At 71.3% G+C, this 19,310-nt stretch carries 25 protein-coding genes; 7 read left to right on the forward strand and 18 right to left on the reverse strand.

The features are described from left to right. Window positions 1-236 precede the first annotated feature (236 nt). The 4 genes from ACIBEI_RS46395 to ACIBEI_RS46410 all read right to left on the reverse strand — a co-directional run bounded on the left by ACIBEI_RS46395 (window position 237) and on the right by ACIBEI_RS46410 (window position 4,485). Window positions 237-1,334: an MBL fold metallo-hydrolase gene (locus ACIBEI_RS46395; RefSeq protein WP_398897249.1), complete on the reverse strand. Its 1,098-nt coding sequence runs from the start codon at window positions 1,332-1,334 to the stop codon at window positions 237-239. After that, complete coding sequence (locus ACIBEI_RS46400; protein ID WP_398897251.1) at window positions 1,331-2,572, reverse strand: aminotransferase class I/II-fold pyridoxal phosphate-dependent enzyme; 1,242 nt, start codon at window positions 2,570-2,572, stop codon at window positions 1,331-1,333. The genes ACIBEI_RS46395 and ACIBEI_RS46400 overlap by 4 nt, the downstream gene beginning before the upstream one ends. 174 nt (window positions 2,573-2,746) lie before the next feature. After that, window positions 2,747-3,529 carry a hypothetical protein gene (locus ACIBEI_RS46405; RefSeq protein WP_398897253.1) on the reverse strand — a complete coding sequence of 261 codons (783 nt, stop codon included), beginning with the start codon at window positions 3,527-3,529 and terminating at the stop codon, window positions 2,747-2,749. A gap of 239 nt (window positions 3,530-3,768) precedes the next feature. Continuing rightward, window positions 3,769-4,485 carry an ANTAR domain-containing response regulator gene (locus ACIBEI_RS46410; RefSeq protein WP_398897255.1) on the reverse strand — a complete coding sequence of 239 codons (717 nt, stop codon included), beginning with the start codon at window positions 4,483-4,485 and terminating at the stop codon, window positions 3,769-3,771. A 111-nt stretch (window positions 4,486-4,596) separates the two neighbouring features. On the opposite strand from ACIBEI_RS46410, the gene ACIBEI_RS46415 reads away from it, so the two are divergent. After that, window positions 4,597-5,733: a PAS domain-containing protein gene (locus ACIBEI_RS46415; protein ID WP_398897257.1), complete on the forward strand. Its 1,137-nt coding sequence runs from the start codon at window positions 4,597-4,599 to the stop codon at window positions 5,731-5,733. Between the two features lie 86 nt (window positions 5,734-5,819). Here the strand turns inward: ACIBEI_RS46415 and ACIBEI_RS46420 are convergent, their stop codons facing one another. Continuing rightward, window positions 5,820-6,611, reverse strand: coding sequence for an RNA polymerase sigma factor SigF (locus tag ACIBEI_RS46420; RefSeq protein ID WP_398897259.1), 792 nt, complete (start codon window positions 6,609-6,611; stop codon window positions 5,820-5,822). Between the two features lie 179 nt (window positions 6,612-6,790). Beyond that, window positions 6,791-6,955, reverse strand: coding sequence for a hypothetical protein (locus ACIBEI_RS46425; protein ID WP_398897260.1), 165 nt, complete (start codon window positions 6,953-6,955; stop codon window positions 6,791-6,793). Between the two features lie 185 nt (window positions 6,956-7,140). Here ACIBEI_RS46425 and ACIBEI_RS46430 point away from each other — a divergent pair, with 185 nt between their 5' ends. The 3 genes from ACIBEI_RS46430 (at window position 7,141) to ACIBEI_RS46440 (ending at window position 8,730) form a co-directional block, all read left to right on the forward strand. Next, complete coding sequence (locus tag ACIBEI_RS46430) at window positions 7,141-7,560, forward strand: DUF2795 domain-containing protein (RefSeq protein WP_398897262.1); 420 nt, start codon at window positions 7,141-7,143, stop codon at window positions 7,558-7,560. 84 nt (window positions 7,561-7,644) lie between these two features. Next, entirely contained in the window at window positions 7,645-8,085 is a 441-nt protein-coding gene (locus tag ACIBEI_RS46435; protein WP_398897264.1) for a CBS domain-containing protein, read from the forward strand. 105 nt (window positions 8,086-8,190) lie between these two features. Next, on the forward strand, window positions 8,191-8,730 hold the full coding sequence (locus ACIBEI_RS46440) for a type 1 glutamine amidotransferase domain-containing protein (RefSeq protein WP_398897265.1): 540 nt from the start codon (window positions 8,191-8,193) through the stop codon (window positions 8,728-8,730). A gap of 135 nt (window positions 8,731-8,865) precedes the next feature. Here the strand turns inward: ACIBEI_RS46440 and ACIBEI_RS46445 are convergent, their stop codons facing one another. Both ACIBEI_RS46445 and ACIBEI_RS46450 read right to left on the reverse strand, forming a co-directional pair. Continuing rightward, complete coding sequence (locus ACIBEI_RS46445) at window positions 8,866-9,102, reverse strand: DUF6158 family protein (protein ID WP_189840931.1); 237 nt, start codon at window positions 9,100-9,102, stop codon at window positions 8,866-8,868. 131 nt (window positions 9,103-9,233) lie between these two features. Then, window positions 9,234-10,853, reverse strand: a complete 1,620-nt coding sequence (locus tag ACIBEI_RS46450; RefSeq protein WP_398897266.1) for an ABC-F family ATP-binding cassette domain-containing protein — start codon at window positions 10,851-10,853, stop codon at window positions 9,234-9,236. A gap of 202 nt (window positions 10,854-11,055) precedes the next feature. On the opposite strand from ACIBEI_RS46450, the gene ACIBEI_RS46455 reads away from it, so the two are divergent. From ACIBEI_RS46455 to ACIBEI_RS46465, 3 genes are all read left to right on the forward strand, one after another. Then, the gene (locus ACIBEI_RS46455; RefSeq protein WP_398897268.1) at window positions 11,056-12,549 is read left to right on the forward strand and encodes a bifunctional phosphatase PAP2/diacylglycerol kinase family protein; all 1,494 of its coding nucleotides are present in this window, start codon (window positions 11,056-11,058) and stop codon (window positions 12,547-12,549) included. Between the two features lie 157 nt (window positions 12,550-12,706). Continuing rightward, on the forward strand, window positions 12,707-13,522 hold the full coding sequence (locus ACIBEI_RS46460) for a methyltransferase domain-containing protein (protein ID WP_398897269.1): 816 nt from the start codon (window positions 12,707-12,709) through the stop codon (window positions 13,520-13,522). A 43-nt stretch (window positions 13,523-13,565) separates the two neighbouring features. Beyond that, complete coding sequence (locus ACIBEI_RS46465; protein WP_055615376.1) at window positions 13,566-13,736, forward strand: hypothetical protein; 171 nt, start codon at window positions 13,566-13,568, stop codon at window positions 13,734-13,736. Between the two features lie 32 nt (window positions 13,737-13,768). Here ACIBEI_RS46465 and ACIBEI_RS46470 read toward each other — a convergent pair whose 3' ends face one another. From ACIBEI_RS46470 to ACIBEI_RS46515, 10 genes are all read right to left on the reverse strand, one after another. Continuing rightward, window positions 13,769-14,080, reverse strand: a complete 312-nt coding sequence (locus ACIBEI_RS46470; protein ID WP_398897335.1) for a gas vesicle protein K — start codon at window positions 14,078-14,080, stop codon at window positions 13,769-13,771. A gap of 5 nt (window positions 14,081-14,085) precedes the next feature. Further along, a complete protein-coding gene (locus ACIBEI_RS46475) occupies window positions 14,086-14,274 on the reverse strand; it encodes a gas vesicle protein (RefSeq protein ID WP_143640948.1) in 189 nt (62 codons plus the stop codon). After that, on the reverse strand, window positions 14,271-15,071 hold the full coding sequence (locus ACIBEI_RS46480; RefSeq protein ID WP_398897271.1) for a GvpL/GvpF family gas vesicle protein: 801 nt from the start codon (window positions 15,069-15,071) through the stop codon (window positions 14,271-14,273). Before ACIBEI_RS46480 ends, ACIBEI_RS46475 begins: the two co-directional genes overlap by 4 nt. Beyond that, a complete protein-coding gene (locus ACIBEI_RS46485; RefSeq protein ID WP_398897273.1) occupies window positions 15,068-15,430 on the reverse strand; it encodes a gas vesicle protein in 363 nt (120 codons plus the stop codon). The genes ACIBEI_RS46480 and ACIBEI_RS46485 overlap by 4 nt, the downstream gene beginning before the upstream one ends. Continuing rightward, on the reverse strand, window positions 15,427-16,566 hold the full coding sequence (locus tag ACIBEI_RS46490; RefSeq protein ID WP_398897275.1) for an SRPBCC family protein: 1,140 nt from the start codon (window positions 16,564-16,566) through the stop codon (window positions 15,427-15,429). Before ACIBEI_RS46490 ends, ACIBEI_RS46485 begins: the two co-directional genes overlap by 4 nt. Further along, on the reverse strand, window positions 16,559-17,311 hold the full coding sequence (locus ACIBEI_RS46495; RefSeq protein WP_398897277.1) for a DNA primase: 753 nt from the start codon (window positions 17,309-17,311) through the stop codon (window positions 16,559-16,561). Before ACIBEI_RS46495 ends, ACIBEI_RS46490 begins: the two co-directional genes overlap by 8 nt. Then, window positions 17,308-17,574 carry a gas vesicle protein GvpG gene (locus ACIBEI_RS46500; protein WP_398897278.1) on the reverse strand — a complete coding sequence of 89 codons (267 nt, stop codon included), beginning with the start codon at window positions 17,572-17,574 and terminating at the stop codon, window positions 17,308-17,310. The genes ACIBEI_RS46495 and ACIBEI_RS46500 overlap by 4 nt, the downstream gene beginning before the upstream one ends. A 43-nt stretch (window positions 17,575-17,617) precedes the next feature. Then, window positions 17,618-18,367 (reverse strand): GvpL/GvpF family gas vesicle protein, encoded by a 750-nt coding sequence (locus ACIBEI_RS46505; protein WP_398897279.1) that lies wholly within the window; start codon window positions 18,365-18,367, stop codon window positions 17,618-17,620. Beyond that, a complete protein-coding gene (locus tag ACIBEI_RS46510; protein ID WP_307520226.1) occupies window positions 18,364-18,789 on the reverse strand; it encodes a gas vesicle structural protein GvpA in 426 nt (141 codons plus the stop codon). The genes ACIBEI_RS46505 and ACIBEI_RS46510 overlap by 4 nt, the downstream gene beginning before the upstream one ends. Window positions 18,790-18,860: 71 nt before the next feature. Beyond that, on the reverse strand, window positions 18,861-19,220 hold the full coding sequence (locus ACIBEI_RS46515; RefSeq protein ID WP_398897280.1) for a gas vesicle protein: 360 nt from the start codon (window positions 19,218-19,220) through the stop codon (window positions 18,861-18,863). Window positions 19,221-19,310: the final 90 nt, after the last annotated feature.

The following is a 19,310-nucleotide window of genomic DNA, read 5'->3' on the forward strand; positions in this document are numbered from 1 at the left end:
CTTCCGCCGCGCCATGGTCACACCCCACAGAAGACGGGATCACATACCTCTCCACCGTGCCACAACACGATCTTTCTGCAAGGACCCCTAAAAGCCTGCGGGTCACCGTGCGCCTGAAGGGCCCTCCGCTCCCCGCGCGCCCAAAAGACCAGCAGGGCACCGCCGCCTGAAAGGCCCGCCACTCCCCCGCGCGCCCAAAAGACCAGCTGCTCACCGTGTCCCAGGAGACGGGGGCCTCAGTCGAGGACCCTTGAAGCGCCCACCGGCAGGTCCCACAGGTTCTCCCTCGCCAGACCTGCCTTCTCCCATGCCGTGCGTACGCGGGTCAGGGGTTCCAGGACCGGTTCTGCCGAGAGGACGAAGGTGGCCCAGTGCATGGGGGCCATGCGGTGGGCGCCCAGGTCCTGGGTGGCTCGGACCGCGTCCTCGGGGTCGCAGTGGACGTCGCTGAGCCACCAGCGGGGGTCGTACGCGCCGATGGGGAGGAGGGCGAGGTCGATACCGGGGTAGCGGGCGCCGATGCGGGAGAACCAGTGGCCGTAGCCCGTGTCGCCGGCGAAGTACACGCGTCGGCCGTCGGACGCGGTCAGGACCCAGCCGCCCCACAGGGTGCGGCAGGTGTCGTGGAGGCTGCGCTTGGACCAGTGGTGGGCCGGTACGAGGTCGAAGCGGACCCCACCCAGTTCGGCCGCCTCCCACCAGTCCAGCTCGGTGACGTGCGAGAAGCGGCGGCGCCGGAACCAGCGGCCGAGCCCGGCCGGGACGAACACCGGGGTGTCGCGCGGGAGTCGGCGCAGCGTCGGCGCGTCCAGGTGGTCGTAGTGGTTGTGGCTGATGACGACCGCGTCGATGCGCGGCAGCGCGCTCCAGGCCACGCCGACGGGCGTGATCCGGGCGGGAGTTCCGAGGATCTTGCGGGACCACACCGGGTCGGTGAGCACGGTGAGACCACCGATCCGGACCACCCAACTGGCGTGTCCCGCCCAGGAGACGGCGACGGTGCCCGCGTCCACCCGGGGCAACGGACCCGGCTCGTACGGAAGTCGGGGAATGTCGGCGAGTCCCTCGGGCCCGGGCCGCAGCGCGCCCTCGCGGGCGAACCGGGCGAAGCCGCTCAGGCCAGGCAGCGGGGCGGTCAGCCGGTCCGCGAACGAGCGGGGCCAGACGCGGCGTTCGCCGAGCGGACGGGGTTCGGTGACAGGGGTTTCGACGGCGGGCGCGAACGAGGCTGGGGGCAGTGAGGAGGAAAGGGGCGAGGGCGGAGGGGAGGTCGACGCCGGATCTTCGGCGTCCGTGGTCGTGGTGGTCGTGGTCGACTCGGACTGCTGCGTCATCGAGGGGACTCCCGTCGCCGAGCGTCATCGTCATCGCGGAGATCGGCGAGTACCGAGCCCAGCAGACTCAACGCGCGTTCCACATGCGGCAATTCCAGAGGTTCCGGTGACGAGAGAGACGCCATCCGCTCCTCGTGGGTTGTGCCGAGGAACGGGCCGGTGGCCAGGCGCACGCGCAGCGCGCCGAGGTCGTCGCCGAAGCGGTGGCCGCCGGGCACGGGCATGCCGAGGCGGTCGGTGAGGAGGTCCTCCAGTTCCTGGGCGTCGCCGACACCGCGCGCGGTGAGCGCGGAGCGCAGCGGGCCGAGGTCCGCGTACACGTGGCGGCCCGCGCGCGGGGGCCGGGCGAGGGCGCCCGCGGCCACGAGGGCCTGGTGCGCGGCGGTGGCCACGCGCGCGTGCAGGCGTACCGACGCGGCGAGGCGGTGCGTGATGTCGTCGGGCTCGGCGAGCGCGTACGCGGCCGCCGCGGCGACCGGGGCCGCGATCCGGGCGTCGAGCGCGGTCAGCACGTCGAGGACGCGGTCCCGCAGCCGGACGCCCATGTCGTTGGCGGGGAAGCGGGCGATCGCGGCGGGCCAGCCGGGCGGCAGGAAGGGGCCGGCGAGGTCGGCCAGGACCGTGACGTGCTCCGGCAGCATCTCGGCGGGGCTCAGGAACACGGTGTCGTGCGGGTCGTGCAGGGTGTCGCGCCAGGTCTCGTCGCTGACCACGTGCAGCCCCTCGCCCACGGCCGCCTCGATGGCCTCGTGGACCACCTCGGGCGGCGCGACGGTGGCGGTGGGGTCGTCGGCGACGGACAGGACGACCAGTCGTGGGTCGCCGCCTTCGGCGCGTACTCGGCGCACTGTCTCCAGGAGGGCGTACGGGTCCGGGACGCCTCCGCACTCGGCCGGTGTCCCCACGTGGAAGACGGATCTGCCCAGCAGACGTGCCTGCGGCGCCCACCAGGCCGCGCAGGGGCGCGGGACGAGGACGTCGCCGCCGAGCGCGGCGGTCAGCGCGAGGAGGAGTGCGGGGGCGCCGGGCGCCGCGGCCGTCCGGTGGCGGTCGGCGGACAGTCCGCGCCGGGCCCAGTGGGCGAGGGCGGCGTCCAGGAGCGCGGGTCCCCCGCCGGTCGGTTCGGTGTGCGCGCCCGTCGCGGCGGCGGCGAGTCCGGGCGGCACCGGCAGGTCCTGGCCGGGGAGCGGTGGGCCGTAACGGACGGGGCCGTGGCCTTCCGGATCGGTCCGCCGCATACGTGCCTCCGCGCAGTGATCCGTGGACCGGCCGTCGTTCCGTGGACCGGGCCTCCGTGGATCGCGGATCCGTGGACGCCGGTCCGTGGTCCGTCGTGGTTCCCACGGTGCCTGTCGTGCCCCTGTGCTTCGAGTACCCAAGGCTCTGCGTACCCAGTGGATCGCGTGGCCAACTCAGCCTTTCGAGGACGACTCCCGGCGGCGCAGTCTGTGGACGGCGGCACCGGCCGCGCCCGCGATGAGGACACCGCCCGTGACCAGGGCGAGGGTGGAGTCGGTGAAGGTGCCGCCCTCACCCGCGTGCACCCCGTGCTGGACCGCGGCACCTTCGTCACGGGATCCGCCGTCACGGGACGGCTCTCCACGGGACGCGTCTTCACGGGATCCGCCATCACGAGGACCCTCTTCGCGGGAACCCTCATCGCGGGAACCGTCGTGGGAGTCCTTGCGGGAGGAGCCCGCGCCGGAGGAGTCCTCGCCGGAGGAGTCCTCACGGGACGCCGAGAAGGACGCGCTCCACTGCTTTCCCTGGCCACCGGGCGCGGCCGGGCACGTGCCGTCGACGCTCCAGTCGGAGCCCTTGCCGACCGCGTCGTCCATGCCGGTCCCACCGTCCTTGTCGACCGAATCGGGCCCGCCCTCCTCGAAGTTCGCGGCGGGCGCGATTCGAGCGGTGCCGGTGTAGGCAGGGCCGCCCTCGGCGTCCTCCTTGCCGTCGTCGCCGCCGTCCTTGTTCAGCTGGACGGTCCCGTGCTCGAAGGCCCGCGAGGTGGCGTCGATGGTCTCGGGTGCGGGACCGCCCGTCGGTTCGCAGGCCACGGAGACGGTGACCGTGCCGCCCGGGGCCACGGTGCGGGGGCTGACCTCCGCCCCCGGGTTCTCGGCGGCCGCCACGGTGGTGCCCAGGGCGACGGCGGTGAGGGCGGTGGCGGACAGGACGCGGACGGTACGGCGCATGGGCTCGGGCTCCTTCGGCCGGCGGCTGGGGACCCCCACGCCCATGGACGGCGGCGGAGGCGGGGCACGACCGACATGCCCCGCAGCCCATCAGAGCCCGGCCGCCGCCCGGGCGCGCGCGGCCGGACACCATTCGTGCCACGCGGACGCCCGAGCGGGTGACACCGACGGACGCCGCACCGGTTCGGTCCGGCTTCGGTCCGGCTTCGGTCCGGCTTCGGTCCGGCTTCGGTCCGGCTTCAGTTCGACAGCGAGACCAGCTCCTGTTCCAGGCCGCGGCCGCGTGAGTCCACGAGGGCCGAGGCGACCTCGGAGAGTTTGCGGTTGGTTCCCTGCGAGATGCGGCGCAGGACCTTGAAGGCCGCGTCCGCGTCGCAGGCCAGCACATGCATGACGATGCCGCACGCCTGGTCGACGACGGGGCGGGTGCGCAGCGCGGCGCCGAGCTGGTCGAGTTCGGTGAGCGCGGCGCGGTAGGAACGGTCCCGTACGAGACAGGTCGCGGCGAGATCACCGAGGGCGCGGGCGGGTCCGTGCGGGGCGTCCTCCAGGCCGCCCGCGCGGAAGCTGTAGAGGCTGAGCGTGACCGTCAGACCGGCCCGGCGGAAGGGAAGGGTGACGCTGGAGCGCACGCCCGAGTCGAGCGCCATGGCCCGGTACTGCGGCCAGCGCTCCTCGCGCAGCAGGTCGCCCGACTCGACGGGCTCACCGCGTTCCAGTGCGGCCGGGATCGGGCCCTCGCCGGAGCGGAGCTGCATCGACACGAGCGCGGCGAGGTCCGGGTGGGTCACCGAGGCCGGCCGCTCCGTGCCACCGTCGGAGACCGTGGTGCCCGCGCCGCAGCAGTCGGTGGTGCAGCGGACGGCCTGCTCGGCGAGTTCCGACAGCCGACGACCCGGAAGTGCAGATTCCGGGGATGCCGACCCCCGGGGGCCCAGATGTTCCGTATCCGGCATACTTCGCGCCTCCTCTTTCCTCCGCCTTCCCGGTCACCTGCGGAGAAAACGGGATCGAGGCGTCCCGCCACGGCCTCCCCGGACGCGGGCGTGAGAAGCTACGTTCGTCGCATGGCGCAGACAGAGGAATTCGGTGAGGAACTTGCGGATTTCGTGCGCCGTGTCGCGGAGCTGAAGGCGGCACGATCCGTGCCCCACGACGATCTGCCCACCGTGCTGGACACGGCGATCTTCGAACTCGACCACGTGGCCGACCAGTTGTGGCCGTGGTACGAGCGGCTGACGGCCACCGGCGCCGCGAACACGTCCTCCGTCGACCGTCAGGAGCAGCAACTCCTCAAGGCGATCTTCCAACGGCTGCCGCTGCCCGTCGCCCTGATCGACCGTGAGACGGTGGTCCGCAGGCTGAACTTCGCGGGAACCAACTTCACGGGCGTCAGGGCGGGTTACGCGACGGGCCGCCCGCTCAGCGGCTTCCTCGCGCACGCGGACCGGGCCGCGTTCCGCTCACAGACCGCGGCGGTGGCACGCGGTGACGGCGACCGCAGCCTCACGGTCCATCTCCAGCAGCGCCCCGCCGCTCCCGTCAGGGCGACGCTCACCGCGCTGCGCCCGAGCGGCGAGCCGCGTACCACCGTACTCGTGGTGCTCCAGTCCGCCGGGTCACGGGCACCGTCGGCCGGGGGCGGGCCGGGCCCCGTGCCGGACCTCGGCGAGACGACACGGCACGCGGCGCTGATGGACCTGCTGGACGCGATGACCACGGCACTGCTGAGCGAGCCCGCCGGCACCCGGGCCGCCGTGCTGGAGCGGGCGGCCCGGGTGCTGCACGGGCGGTTCGCGGACTGGGTGGTGGCCGACGAGGGGGCCGCACGGCTACGCCGTACGACCGTCCTCGGACCACCGGACCAACAGGACGTACGAGTTGAGGACCTGGAGGCGCAGGACCCCGCCGCGTGCCCCCTCGTCGTCGAGGCGGCACGCGGCGGTTCCACGGCCCTCCAGGTACGCCCGGAGGACCCGGACGCCTTCGGCCGTGACGCCTCCGACGCCCCCGTCCTGGTCCGCGCGAACGTCACGTCCCTCCTCTGCGTCCCCCTCACCCTCGACCTCGACGGTACGGTCCAGGGCGTCCTCACCCTCTTCCGCACCGGGCCCCGCCTGGCCTTCTCCATGGCGGAGGCCCAGACGATGGACATGATGTCCCGTCACATGGCCCTGGCGCTGAGCAACTTGGGGCGCCCCTGAAAGGGGGGCGGGGAACTGCGCGACCAGCCACGACCGGCCCGCAGCCGTCCACGACGCCCAGTACCCCGCCCCCAACCGCCGGGGGTCTACCCGACGTCGTGCAGAACCTGCTCCCGCAACCGGCTGCAGCACCGGCTGATCAGCCGAGAGACATGCATCTGCGAGATCCCGAGCTGCTCCGCGATCCGGCTCTGCGTCATGTCCGCGAAGAACCGCATGTACAGGATGGCCCGTTCACGCTCGGGCAGCGCCTCCAACCGAGGCTTGACCGCCTCACGGTCGATGACGATGTCGAGCGCCGGATCGGCCGAGCCGAGCGCGTCGCTCAGCGAGTATCCGTCCTCGCTGCCCGGGAGTTCGGCGTCGAGCGAGAGCGCGGTGAAGCTCTCCAGGGCCTCCAGACCGTCGCGTACGTCCTCCTCGCTCATCTGCGCGTGCTCGGCGACCTCGGCGACGGTGGGCTGTCGGCCCGGGATGGTCTGGGAGAGGTCCTGGCGGGCGAAGCGGACGCGGTTGCGCAGGTCCTGGACCCGGCGAGGCACGTGCAGGGTCCACATGTGGTCACGGAAGTGACGCTTGATCTCACCCGTGATGGTGGGTACGGCATAGCTCTCGAAGGCGTTGCCGAGTTCGGGGTCGTAGCGGTCCACGGCCTTGACCAGGCCCATGGCCGCCACTTGCCGCAGGTCGTCGTAGTTCTCGCCACGGTTGCGGAAACGGCCTGCCAGGCGGTTCGCCATGGGCAGCCAGGCCTCGATGATCTGTTCCCGGAGGGTGTCGCGCAGCTGGCCCGGAGGCAACGAAGCGAGCCTACGGAAGTCCTCCGCGGTGTCCGGGGCGTCGTCGTGGGGGTGCTTGGCGCTCGCGTGAGTTCGCATGGTGCGTGCAACTCCCTTGAGTGGTGCCTTGGTTGGGCGGTCACCGTGGGAGCGCACCCCGAACCGGACGGGCACACCCGTGGTGGGGGGATACACCACTCCCACGGACGTGCCTCCTGTCCGAAGCACTGTGTCTTCGCCTGCCCCTCGACTTCCCGGGCAAACGCGCCTTGTCCGGCTCAGTGGCTCAGCGTGGCGCCGTCGGTCGCGCCGGGCCGCTGAGCGGGCGCGGGCGGAGCCGGAAGCGGCCAGTCCTCGTTCGGGAGCAGCCATTCCTCGTAGCGGCCGAGTGCCAGGACGACGCCGAGCATCAGGACCGGAATGATCACAGCGAGCACCGCCATGGTCCTGTCCTTCCCCAAGGGGATCACAGTGGAGGGCGGAGACCGGGTCTCCCGCTCTCGGGCGGACAAACCCCCTGCGCACGAGCCGGTGCCCGCGCCACTGCGAACCCCCGGCGCAAACCCTCCGTGTCGATGTTCGACAGACGGGTACGCGAGGGTCCACCCCCGAACATCTGGAGGGACACATGGAGCGAGGCAGCAACCGCCTCAGCGTCCACCGGGACGAGGAGATGAAGCACGAACTGCAGGGCCTGCTGAGGTCCGGCCGTCCGACCCGCATGGAGGACTGGCACGATCCGGAGCCGATCGCCGACGACGATCCGCCGGTCGCCGGCGGCCCGGTGACACCGGGCTCGGGCCGGGGCTCGGTGGCCGCCGTACGCCTCGATCTGGCGCGTCACCTGGGCCGTACGTCGTTCCCCGCGGGTCCCCGTGAGCTGATCGGGGTCCTGCGGGCCCAGTACGCGCCGGACACGCTCGTCGCCGCGGTGGAGCGGCTGCCGGGCGGCACGCGCTACGCCAACGCCCAGGAACTGGCCGACGCCGTCGTGCGCTCCGCCGAGAGCGGGGCCGAGGCGCCCGAAGGGCCGGCGCCGGACGCATGACCTGCCGTCTCAGGGGTACTGCGGGCGACATCACGCCGGCGTAGCCGTACCCCTTCGCCGGGGAACGCAGGAAGGCCCACAGCCATGGCTGTTTTCGTGAGGGAAGTCATGACGCCAGGCGTCGTCTCGGTCCGCCCGGACGCCTCGCTCGTCGAAGCCGCCCAGCTCATGCGGGCCCAGGACATCGGCGATGTCCTGGTGGCGGGCGACCACGCTCTCATCGGCGTCCTGACCGACCGCGATATCGCGCTGCGCGCGGTCGCGAACGGTGTCGACCCGCTGACGGTGAGCGCGCAGTCGGTGTGCACGCCCGATCCGGTCGTGGTGGGCCCGGACGACGGAGTGGCGGCGGCGGTCGCGCTGATGCGCGACCACGCCGTACGCCGGCTGCCGGTCGTCGAGGACGGACAGGCGATCGGCATGGTCAGCCTGGGCGACCTGGCCATCTCCGAGAACCCGGAGTCGGCCCTCGCTGAGATCAGCCGCGCCGCCCCGGACGGTCACCGGGGCACGGCCCCCGCGTGACCCGGACAGACCCCGTGCCCCGAACGGACCGCCAGAACCCGCGGCCGGAGACGAGAGCACAGGCCGCGTGACGGACCGCGCGGCCGGAAAGGACGTGGAGGACCCATGCGCATCGCGTTCCTGATGGCGCCGGAGGGCGTCGAGCAGATCGAACTCACCGACCCCTGGCACGCCGTCCACGACGCGGGCGGCGAACCCGTGCTGCTGTCGACGAAGCCGGGGCAGATCCAGGCGTACGACCACCTCGACAAGGCGGACGTGTTCCCCGTGCAGCAGGTCGTGGGCGACGCCTCGGCCGACGCCTTCGCCGGTCTGGTGCTGCCGGGCGGCGTGGCCAATCCGGACGCGCTGCGCATGGACGAGCAGGCCGTGTCGTTCGTCCGGGACTTCTTCCGGCAGGGCCGTCCGGTCGCCGCGATCTGTCACGCCCCGTGGACGCTCATCGAGGCCGACGTGGTCCGCGGCCGCACCCTCACCTCGTGGCCGAGCCTGCGTACGGACATCCGCAACGCGGGCGGCACCTGGGTCGACGAACAGGTGGTCGTCTGCGAGGCCGGACCCGCGACACTCGTCACCAGCCGCAAACCGGACGACCTCAAGGCCTTCACCGAGGCGTTCCTGCCGGAGTTCCTGAAACGGCGCTGACCACAGCCCGTGGAGGTGCCGCGACCACGGCCTGTAGAGAGGGCAGACGCCCGGGAACCAGGGCCTATGCCCGTTCAGCAGAGCCGGCACCCTTTCGGCGAGGCCGCCGTCCCTCAGCAGGGCCGGCCGCGGGCGTCACCGGCTCGCGTCCGGATGCCTCTCCCGCGCCCCCGCCCGTGTCCGGCCCAGGGCGACCGGGCGGCGCGGGTTGCGGCGCAGATACTCGCCCTCCAGTTCCGCCATCCGGACGTTGTGCGTGCGCAGCGCGTCGTTCGAGCCGTGCAGCAACGTGTCGTGGCGGGTGCGATGGATCGTCTCCAGCTCTTTCATCAGCTGCTGATCGTCCAGGCTGCCCGGGTCGACTCCGGTCATGGCGCTACCCCGATCGTCGTGTCTCCCTCCACACTACGAACACCCGGGGCACAACGCGCCCCAAAGGGGCGCGGGGAACTGCGCGACCAGCCCCATCCGACCCGCGGACAACGAACGCCCCCCCCAGTCGCCTAGCGAACCCGTTCCACCCGCCGCTCGTCCCACACCGGCTCCGCCGACTCCCGCACCCGCCCATCGCTGCCGAACACCAGATACCGATCGAACGAACGAGCGAACCAGCGGTCATGAGTGACCGCGAGAACCGTGCCCTGGAAAGCCTCAAGACCCTCCTGAAGCGCCTCGGCCGACTCCAGGTCGAGGTTGTCCGTGGGCTCGTCCAGAAGCAGCGCCGTGCAGCCCTCCAGCTCCAGGAGGAGAATCTGGAAGCGAGCCTGCTGGCCACCCGAGAGCCGGTCGAACCGCTGCTCGGCCTGGGCCGTCAGCTCGTACCGCCGCAGCCGCGACATCGCCGCCCCACGGTCCTGGGAGTGCTCGGTCCACAGGATGTCGAGCAGGGGACGCCCCTCCAGCTCGGGATGGGCGTGGGTCTGCGCGAAGTGGCCGGGCACGACGCGCGCGCCGAGCTTCCACTCCCCCGTGTGCGTGACGTCGCCGCCCGCGAGGAGCCGCAGGAAGTGCGACTTGCCGGAGCCGTTCGAGCCGAGCACGGCGACCCGCTCGCCGTAGAAGACCTCCAAGTCGAAGGGTTTCATCAGCCCGGTGAGTTCGAGCCCCTCGCAGGTCACGGCCCGTACGCCGGTGCGGCCGCCGTGCAGGCGCATGGTGATGTCCTGCTCGCGCGGCGGCTCGGGCGGCGGTCCCGCCTCCTCGAACTTGCGGAGCCTGGTCTGCGCGGCCTGGTAGCGGGAGGCCAGCTCATGGCTGATGGAGGCCGCCTGCCGCAGGTTGAGCACCAGCTTCTTCAGCTGGGCGTGCTTCTCGTCCCAGCGCCGCCGCAGCTCCTCGAAGCGGGCGAAGCGTTCGCGCCGTGCCTCGTGGTACGTGTCGAAGCCACCGCCGTGCACCCAGGCGTCGGCGCCGGCCGGCCCGGGCTCGACGCTCACGATCTTCTCGGCGGAGCGGGCGAGCAGCTCCCGGTCGTGGGAGACGAACAGGACCGTCTTACGGGTCTCCCGCAGCCGCTCCTCCAGCCAGCGCTTGCCGGGGACGTCGAGGTAGTTGTCCGGCTCGTCGAGCAGCAGCACCTCGTCGGTGCCGCGCAGCAGTGCCTCCAGGACGAGCCGCTTCTGCTCACCGCCGGAGAGCGTGCGCACCTCGCGGAACTGCGCCTTGTCGTACGGGATGCCGAGCGCGGCCGTGGTGCACATGTCCCAGAGGGTCTCGGCCTCGTACCCCTGCACCTCCGCCCAGTCGGAGAGCGCCTGCGCGTAACTCATCTGGGCGGCCTCGTCGTCGACGGTCATGATGAGGTGCTCGGCGCGGTCGACGGCCTGGGCGGCCTCCCGGATCCGCGGCTGGGCGACCGACACGAGCAGGTCCCGTACGGTCGACTCGTCCCGTACGGATCCCACGAACTGGCGCATCACGCCGAGCCCGCCGCTCACCGTGACGGTGCCGCCGTGCGGCTTCAGCTCGCCGGAGATCAGCCGCAGCAGTGTCGTCTTCCCGGCTCCGTTCGGCCCGACCAGCGCGACCGCGGCCCCCTCGCCCACCCGGAAGGACACATCGCCGAGCAGCGCCCTCCCGTCGGGAAGGTAGTACTCCAGGTGCGCGGCTTCCAGATGTCCCATGGTTGGGCATTGTCCGGGGTGTGCGGGGCGCGCGGCAAACGGGTTACGCGACCGACGGACCGGAGCGGCCGACCGGAGGTGCGGTCGAAGCGGCGGTCGGAGCGGCGGACCCTCGCGACGGCCGGAGGACAGACAGGTCACACAACCTGATCTCGTCGGACCGACATGCGCGGCAGAGCCGTGTCTGGGTACACGATGGTGCATGACCGCAGACCTGGATCTCACCGTCACCGGACCCGGCCACGCCCTGCGCGACCGGCTGCTGGCCCTCGACTGCCGCATGTTCGAAGCCGTTGCGGCGCGGCACTGGCCGGGCGCCGACCCGCTGCTGCCGAAGCTGAGCCACAGCGCGAACCACGGTCTGCTGTGGTTCGGCACGGCTGCGGCGCTCGCGGCGACGCGTTCACCGCGGGCCCGCCGCGCGGCCGTCCGCGGTGTCGCCTCGCTGGCTCTGGCCTCGGCCACCATCAACACCCTCGGCAAGCGCTCGGTGCGCCGCCCGCGCCCCCTGCTGGACGCGGTGCCGATCGTCCGGCAGCTGAAGCGTCAGCCGATCACCACCTCGTTCCCGTCGGGGCACTCGGCGTCGGCGGCGGCCTTCGCGACGGGCGTCGCGCTGGAGTCCCGTCCCCTGGGCGCGGTGGTGGCCCCCGTGGCCGCCGCGGTCGCCCTCTCCCGTATCTACACGGGCGCGCACTTCCCGAGCGACGTGCTCGTGGGGGCGGCGTTCGGCGCGGGCGCCGCCTTCGCCGTGCGCGGCCTGGTGCCGACCCGCGACCAGCTGCCCCCGCCCGGCCGTCCGCGCGCGGACGCGCCCGCGCTGCCGGACGGGGAGGGCCTGGTCATGGTGGTCAACAAGGCGGCGGGCAGCTCGGACCGCGTCCGCGCCCTCGGTGACGCCCTGCCGCGCGCCGAGCTGGTGGAGTGCGAACCGGCCGATCTCCGGGCCGAGTTGGAGAAGGCGGCGGCCCGCGCCGAGGTGCTGGGCGTCTGCGGCGGCGACGGCACGGTGAACGCCGCCGCCACGGTGGCCCTGCGCCACCGCCTCCCGCTCGCCGTGCTGCCCGGCGGCACGCTCAACCACTTCGCGCAGGACCTGGGCGTGGAGGACGTACGCGATCTGAGCCAGGCCCTGCAGGAAGGCGATGCCGTACGGGTCGATGTGGGCCTGTTCTCCGCCGCCGGCACGGAGGGCTACTTCCTCAACACCTGCAGCCTCGGCGTCTATCCGGAGCTGGTGCGCGAGCGGGACCGCTGGTCGAAGCGGATCGGCGGCTGGCCGGCCGGAGTGGTCGCGACCCTGCGCGTGCTGCGCGCCGACCGGCACCCCCTCAAGGCCGAACTCAGCGGCAAGGAGCACCCGTTGTGGCTCCTGTTCGCCGGAAACGGCACGTACCACCGGATGGGTCCGGTGCCCGCCCGCCGCTACGACCTCGCGGACGGCCGCCTGGACGTCCGGGTCGTGCACGGGGGGCGTTTCCCTGCCGTACGCCTTCTCGCGGCGGCCGTCGCCGGGCCGCTCACCCGCTCCCCCGCCCACGCGGCGGTCCGCGTCGGCGCGCTCCGCGTGGAGGGCGTCGAGCCCGGCACCCTGCTGGCGTACGACGGTGAAGTCACCACGGTGGAGGGCGAGGTGACGCTGCGGAAGCTCCCCGAGGCACTGACGGTGTACCGCCCGCTCCAGCAGCGACGCTGACCACGCGCCACCCGCCCCCCATTTCCACCATCCGGCATCGAGTCCATATATCAAGACGCGGGTCTCATCATTCGACATGGCGGCGTACGGTGACACGTATCGCTCGCGGAGCAGCTCCGCAGGCCCGGTCCGAGGGTTACGAGGGAATGGGGACGCCATGTCGAAGGAGACCGCCGTCTACACGCACGGCCACCACGAGTCCGTGCTGCGCTCGCACACCTGGCGCACGGCAGTGAACTCGGCGGCCTACCTCCTCCCCTCGCTGAAGCCGCACATGAAGATCCTGGACATCGGCTGCGGGCCCGGGACCATCACCGCCGACCTGGCGGAACTTGTCCCGGACGGGCACGTCACCGCCGTCGACCACGCGCCGGGCATCCTGGACCGGGCCCGGGCCACGGCCGCCGAACGGGGCCTGGAGAACGTCGAGTTCGCGGTCGCGGACGTCCATGCGCTGGAGTATCCGGACGACACCTTCTGCGTCGTCCACGCACACCAGGTGCTGCAGCACGTGGGCGACCCGGTGCGGGCGCTGCGCGAGATGTACCGGGTCACGAAACCGGGCGGCTTCGTGGCCGTCCGGGACTCGGACTACGCGGCGATGACCTGGTACCCGCTGTCGCAGGGCATGGACGACTGGCTGGACCTCTACCGGCGGGTGGCGCGCGCGAATGGCGGCGAGCCGGACGCCGGGCGGCGCCTGAGGTCCTGGGCGCTGGCGGCCGACTTCACCGACGTCACCAGCTCGTCGAGCACTTGGTGCTACGCCACCGCCGAGGAGCGCGCCTGGTGGAGCGGCCTGTGGGCGGACCGTACGGTCGCCTCCGCGTACGCGGACCGCGCCGTCGAGGGCGGCCACGCGACGGCGGAGCAGCTGAACGCGGTCTCGGAGGCATGGCGGGAGTGGGGCCGGCAGGAGGATTCCTGGTTCTCCGTCCTGCACGGGGAAATTCTCTGCCGGAAACCGGCCTGAATTCCTTGATTCGGGAAACCCGGCCAGCAGGAGGTAATAAACTATGGTTCCCATCCTGCTGGTACTGCTTCTGGCGCTCATCCTTTTCGGCGCCGGATTCGCGTTGAAAATCCTTTGGTGGATCGCACTGATAGTGATCGTGGTGTGGCTACTGGGATTCCTGGTGCGCGGCACGAGCGCGAGCGGTTCCAGGGGCCGCTGGTATCGCTGGTAGTTCTGCCGGCATTTCCGTACCCACCGGTGGTTCTACTCCCTGGGAAGTAGCGGTCCGAGCGGCCCGAGGTCCAGATTCAGGTCCTCGGGCCGCAACCCGTAGCGGTCGCGCAGTTCGGCCATGCGGTCGTCCAGGAGCATCAGCGTGAGACCGATCCGCTCCTCCTGGTCCTCCGCGAGATCCCCCGTGTCGAACCGGCGCAGCGCCTGCCGCTCCATCAGCTGCCGCAGCAGCTCGACCACGGTCAGCACCAGCTTGACCAGGTCCTGCTCCACGGTGTCCGGATCGAGATCCAGCCGGTTCCGCGGGGCACTCCCGGCGGTGTCGCCGCTCAAGTCGCTCAAGTCGCTCACTCCAACTCCCTCCAGGGCGAGGGGACCTGTTCGTTCACCGAGCTGATGAGCGCGTTCAGATCGATGCGTACGAGATCGACGTCCGCGATCCGCAGCGTGAGGTCGCCGGTGATGACGACCCCGCCCGCGAGCAGCCGGTCGAGCAGGTCGACGAGAGCTATCTCCCGGCGTTCCACGACGGTCACGAGTCCTCCCCGCTGAACGAGTACGCCGCCCACGGCCCGGTGAGTTCGACACGGAGTCCGGGAGAGTCGTCCTTCGTGCGGTCCACCAGTTCCACGAACGCCTCGGATTCCGAACGCGGCACCAGATAGGCGGCGTTGAGCACGTTCCGGCCGGACGCTTGGGAGAGCGCCGCGTTCTGCGGCGCGTGGATCCGGGTGTCCTCCGCGTACCCGGAAAGGGTTTCGTGCAGTCGGCGCGAGAATTCCTCGGCCTGTTCCCATTTCTCCTCGTGCGCCCTGTGCCGGCCGCGCCGCTGTCGCAGATAGTCGCGCCCCGAAACGGGTTTGGCAGGAGAGGGTGCCGGCCGGGCCGCCGAATTCCCGGCGGATTCCGTGCTCTCAGAAGACTCCGGGGATGCAGGCGATTCCACGTAGACTTTCACTCCCCATTCGACCCGCCCGTCGAGCCGGTCGAGCGTGCGCAGGAAGGTCTCCTCGCGCTGTTCCATCATCGTGCGGACGCCGCTGTCGTCCAGGAACACGGTGGCGAGCCGGAGCGGCAGCGGCGAGGTGACGACGGTGAGCGCGTCGATCACGTTCTGGTGCGCCCGCGCGGTCGCACTGAGCCAGTCCAGGTCCTCCAGATGGGCCCGCAGCGGCCTCTCGGCGAAGTCCTCCTCCGGCACATGACCCACCACGGCGACGAGGCCGTGGTGGGTCAACTGCTTGGGCGGGACACCCGCGACGCCCGTCAGCTGCGCCGACAGTGGCGTGCCGAAGGGGCGGCAGACGGCGTAGACGTAGCGCAGACCACTCATCCCTGAGCTTCCTCCTCCGTGGGTTCGCGCTCGCGCGCGGGGGCGACCTCACGACCGCGTTCCAGTTCGGCGACGTGCGCGCGCAACTCGGCGTTCTCCCGTGAGAGTTCGTTGCGGCGCGCGTTCGAGGACAGCTCCGGGTCGGACTCCCACCAGTCGATGCCCATCTCCTTCGCCTTGTCGACGGAGCACACGATGAGCCTCAGTTTGATGGTGACCAGCTCGATGTCGAGCAGGTTGATGCGGATGTCTCCCGCGATCACGATGCCCTTGTCGAGCACCCGTTCGAGGATGTCGGCGAGGTTGGCACTGCTGCCCTGCTGGCCGTAGGGGTCGGGGAAGCGCTGGGCCGTGGTCATCGGCGGCTCCGGGGTTCGGCGGCCTCGGCCTCCTCTTCGTCCGCTTCCTCCTCGGGCACGTCCTCGTCCTCCGCGTACGCGTCGTGCTCGTCGTCGTACGCCTCCTCGTCCTCCTCCTCGTACTCGCCCTCCGGGGCCTCCTCGTCCTCGGGAACCTCCTCGTCCTCGGGGAGTTCGTCGGCCGCCTCGGTCTCGTCGGCGGCTTCGGTCTCCTCGCCGTCGTCGAGTTCCTCGGACGCCCCGGTGTCGTCGGCCTCCTCCTCCGCGAGCGCGTCCTCGTGGGTGACGACCACTTCGCCGTCGCGGATCTCGCCGCGCCAGCTGTCGCTCGCCTCGCCCTTGAGCGTGATGAAGCGGGCGAAGTTCTTGAGGTCGAGCCGGGCCCTGCGGCCCTGGGCGCGCCAGATGTTGCCGGTCTTCTCGAACAGGCCCTTGGGGTAGTACTCGATGATCAGCAGGACCCGGGTGAGGTTGTCGGCAAGGGAGTGGAAGGAGACGACACCCTTCGTCGTGCCCTTGGCGCCCTCGGACGTCCAGGAGATGCGGTCGTCCGGCACCTGGTCGGTGGTCTTCGCCTTCCAGCTCCGGTTGGACCAGAAGATCTTCATCTGCCAGTCGGAGGTGGTGTCGTCGGCGCGGTTCGCGCTCTTGACGCCCTTCGCGAAGGTGCTGAAGTCCTGGAACTGGGTCCACTGGTCGTAGGCCGTACGCAGCGGCACACCGACGTCGACGTACTCGAGGATGACCGTGGGCTTCTTGCCCGCGCCGCCCTTGCGCTTGCCCTTGCCGCCGGTCAGGTTCTTGAACGCGCCGACGACGCTGTCCTTGGCCCGGCCCGCGCCGAGTTCCACGGCGGACCTCAGCGGCCCCTTGCCATCGGCCAGCTTGCGGCCGCCGTCGAGGGCCAGCTTGGCGAAGCCCGGGCTGTTGCCCTCGGCGATGTCGTTGAGCTTGCCCGTCGTCTCGCCGAGCTTGTGCCCGACGCCGACCAGCAGCCGCTGGGCCTGGGCGGCCAGATACGCCTGGACCTCTTCCTTGAGCCGGTCGGCCGCCGCGCTCTGGGCGACGGAGGTGAGCGGGTTGTCCTTCGCGTGCTTGGTCGCGTGCTTGGTCGCGGATCCGAGGGTGTCAGTCATTGTCTCCGCCTCCCCTCGGCAGCCGGCCCCGCGAGGCGCTGCGCCCGGCGGTCTTCGCCGCGGCCGTCTTCTTCGCGGGAGCCTTCTTCGCGGCCCTGGCCGCTGTCTTCTTGGCCGCCGTCTTCTTGGCCGGGGCCTCCTTGCGGGGGCTCCGCTTCTCGGCGGCCTTCTTGGCGGGCGCCTTCTTCGCGGCCTTCTTGGCCGGGGCCCTCTTGCGCGGCCGCGGCCGTTCCTCGTCGCCGACGTCCTCGGCCCTCTCGGCGGACTCCCGCTCCGCGCCGTCGTCCTCCGTGGGCTCCGTGGACTCCGAGGGCTCCGAGGGCTCCGGGTCGCGTTCGTCGTACTCGTCGTAGTCCTCGTACTCGTCCTCGGGCTCGTCCTCCCGGTCGCCACGGGACGTGCCGCCGACGCCGGGCACATCCGGAACCACGCCCGAGAGCTGGTCCCGTACCTGCGCGGTCCGTCCGTGCAGCCGGTCGGCGAGACCCTCGATCTGCCGCTCGACGAGAGCTCCGGACGCGGCCTTGCCCACGCCTCGCAGGTCCTCGCGCAGCTGGTCCCCGATCTCCTTGAACTGCGGGTTGTTCTGCAGCTGCCCGGACACCAGATCCGCGAGCGCCCGCGGGCTCAGGTGCATCCGCTTGCCGGCCACCATCGTGCCGACGGCGAACGCCAGTTTCATCTTCTTGGTACGCCCGAGGACGTATCCGGCCCCTACCGCGAGGCCCAGTCCCAGTCGATTCATCGTGTAGTCCCGTTGTTGCCTGTTCCGGTGCCCCTGGTCATGGCGATCTCCAGCCTGTCCAGGAGCTCGTCCTCCATGCGGTCGAACTCCGCGTCGTCGATCTCGCCCGCCTCAAGGCGCTGCTCGAGGCGAGCGAGATCGGCGCGGACCGCCGCCGGGTCGTAGTACTGGCGCTCTGCCTCCGCCACTACCTGTTGGATGGCCCAGAGGCTGCCGCGAACGGGGGCGAACGGCAGCAGCAGGACCTCTCCGATCAGCCCCATGTCCTCGGCTCCTTTGTCTCGGCTCTCTCGGCTCTCTCGGCCCTCAGTGGTGTGTCTCTGCGGGCTCGGACGGCCCGGGTTCGACGAAGCTGTAGGGCGGCAGCGGCCCGTGGAGCCGCACCTCCAGATGCGGTTGCGCCTTGCGGAACTCCTCGACCGCGGCGATGAAGTCCTCGGCCGACGCGCGCTCCACGAGGAACGACAGGTTGGCCAGCCACCCCGTGGACTCCGGTCCGACACTCACCGCGGCGGCGACCGGTTCCAGGGCGCGCTGAAGCTCGGCGGCGTCCTCCGCCTCGCGGTGCTGCACTGCGGCGACCACGACCTCGCCGAGCCGCAGCTTGTCGTCGTAACTGCCGCCGCCCGCCTGACGGTTGGCCTCGGTGAGCGACCGGACCTCGGGATTCTCGGACATCACCCGGTGCAGTACGGCCTCTTCGTCGTGCGTGGCCTTGACGTTGTACTCGACCTTGCCCGACAGCGCCTCCAGGCGCTCCTTGAAGTGGTCGGCGCGCTCGGCGAGCACCCCGGCCACGGCCGCGTCGTCCGGTGAGACGCTGCCGAACCGCATGGGCAGCACCGCGGCTGCCGCGCCGGTCTCGGCCAGCACGTTCTGGTGGGCGAGCAGGTCCCTGCGCTTGGGCCGCAGCCCTTCGGGCGCGTCGCTGACGACCGCGGCGAGGTCGCCCTCCTTGATGATGCGCACCTGCCGGGCCGGCTCGCCGACGCCTTCCATGCCGTCGGGGAGCGAAGGATGCGAGCCGGACGTGATGCCGTAGACGTACGTACTCACTCCTGCTCCTCCTTCCGGCGTGCCGCGGTGGACTTGCGGGCGCGCGGCCTGGACTCGGTCTGGCCTTCCTCGCGGGCCTCCTTGAAGGCACCGGAGATCGTCTCGGCGGCGCCGGACAGCGCCCCCTTCGACTTGCCGCGCGCGCCGGACTCGGTGATCTCGCCGACCAGGTCGGGGAGTCCGGGGCTGCGCTTGGGGCCGGCCTCCAGGTCGAGCCGGTTGCACGCCTCCGCGAAGCGTAGATAGGTGTCGACGCTGGCGATGACGACGCGCACGTCGATCTTCAGGATCTCGATTCCGACCAGGGAAACCCGGATGAATGCGTCGATGACGATCCCTCGGTCCAAGACGAGTTCCAGGACGTCGTAGAGGCCGCTGGTGCCGCCTCCGCCGCCACTCTGTTGTGCCGGGACAACGGTCATGCCGACCGTGCCTCCTTGTCTGTTGTGGGTGTGTGGACGAAGCGCCGAACGACCGGGGACGGGGCCGTTGCCTACCGGCCGCCCGGCCTGTTGCTGTCGGCCCTTCCGCGTTCGTAGCGGCGGACACGCCGATATCCGGTGAGCTCGCCGTCGGGGTCGCAGGTCGCCTCGTAGCTCGCGAGCAGGCTCATCGTGTCGGGGACCCTTTCCAGTTCCAGGACCTCGATCTGCAACGTCCAGCCGTCCTCTGCGCGTTCGAAGGACGACACGGACTCGGCCACCATTCCGGTCAGCTCAGAGAGCTGGGTGCGCGCCTTGCGCAGCACCTCCATGGGGCCCGGTACGTCCTGTTCGTCCGCCGCGTCTTTCGCCTTGCCCTTGGATGAGTTCGATGAACTCTGTGAACCTGATGTGTTGGATGTGTTCGACATGGCCACCTCGGACTCCGAGTGGCCCGGCGGACGTTGGCCAAACCTCCAACGGTACGTTCCTCGGCCGGTTGTTCGTCCCCGGCCGGTACG

It is taken from the genome of Streptomyces sp. NPDC050988 (assembly GCF_044456225.1).
Taxonomy (GTDB): Bacteria; Actinomycetota; Actinomycetes; order Streptomycetales; family Streptomycetaceae; genus Streptomyces.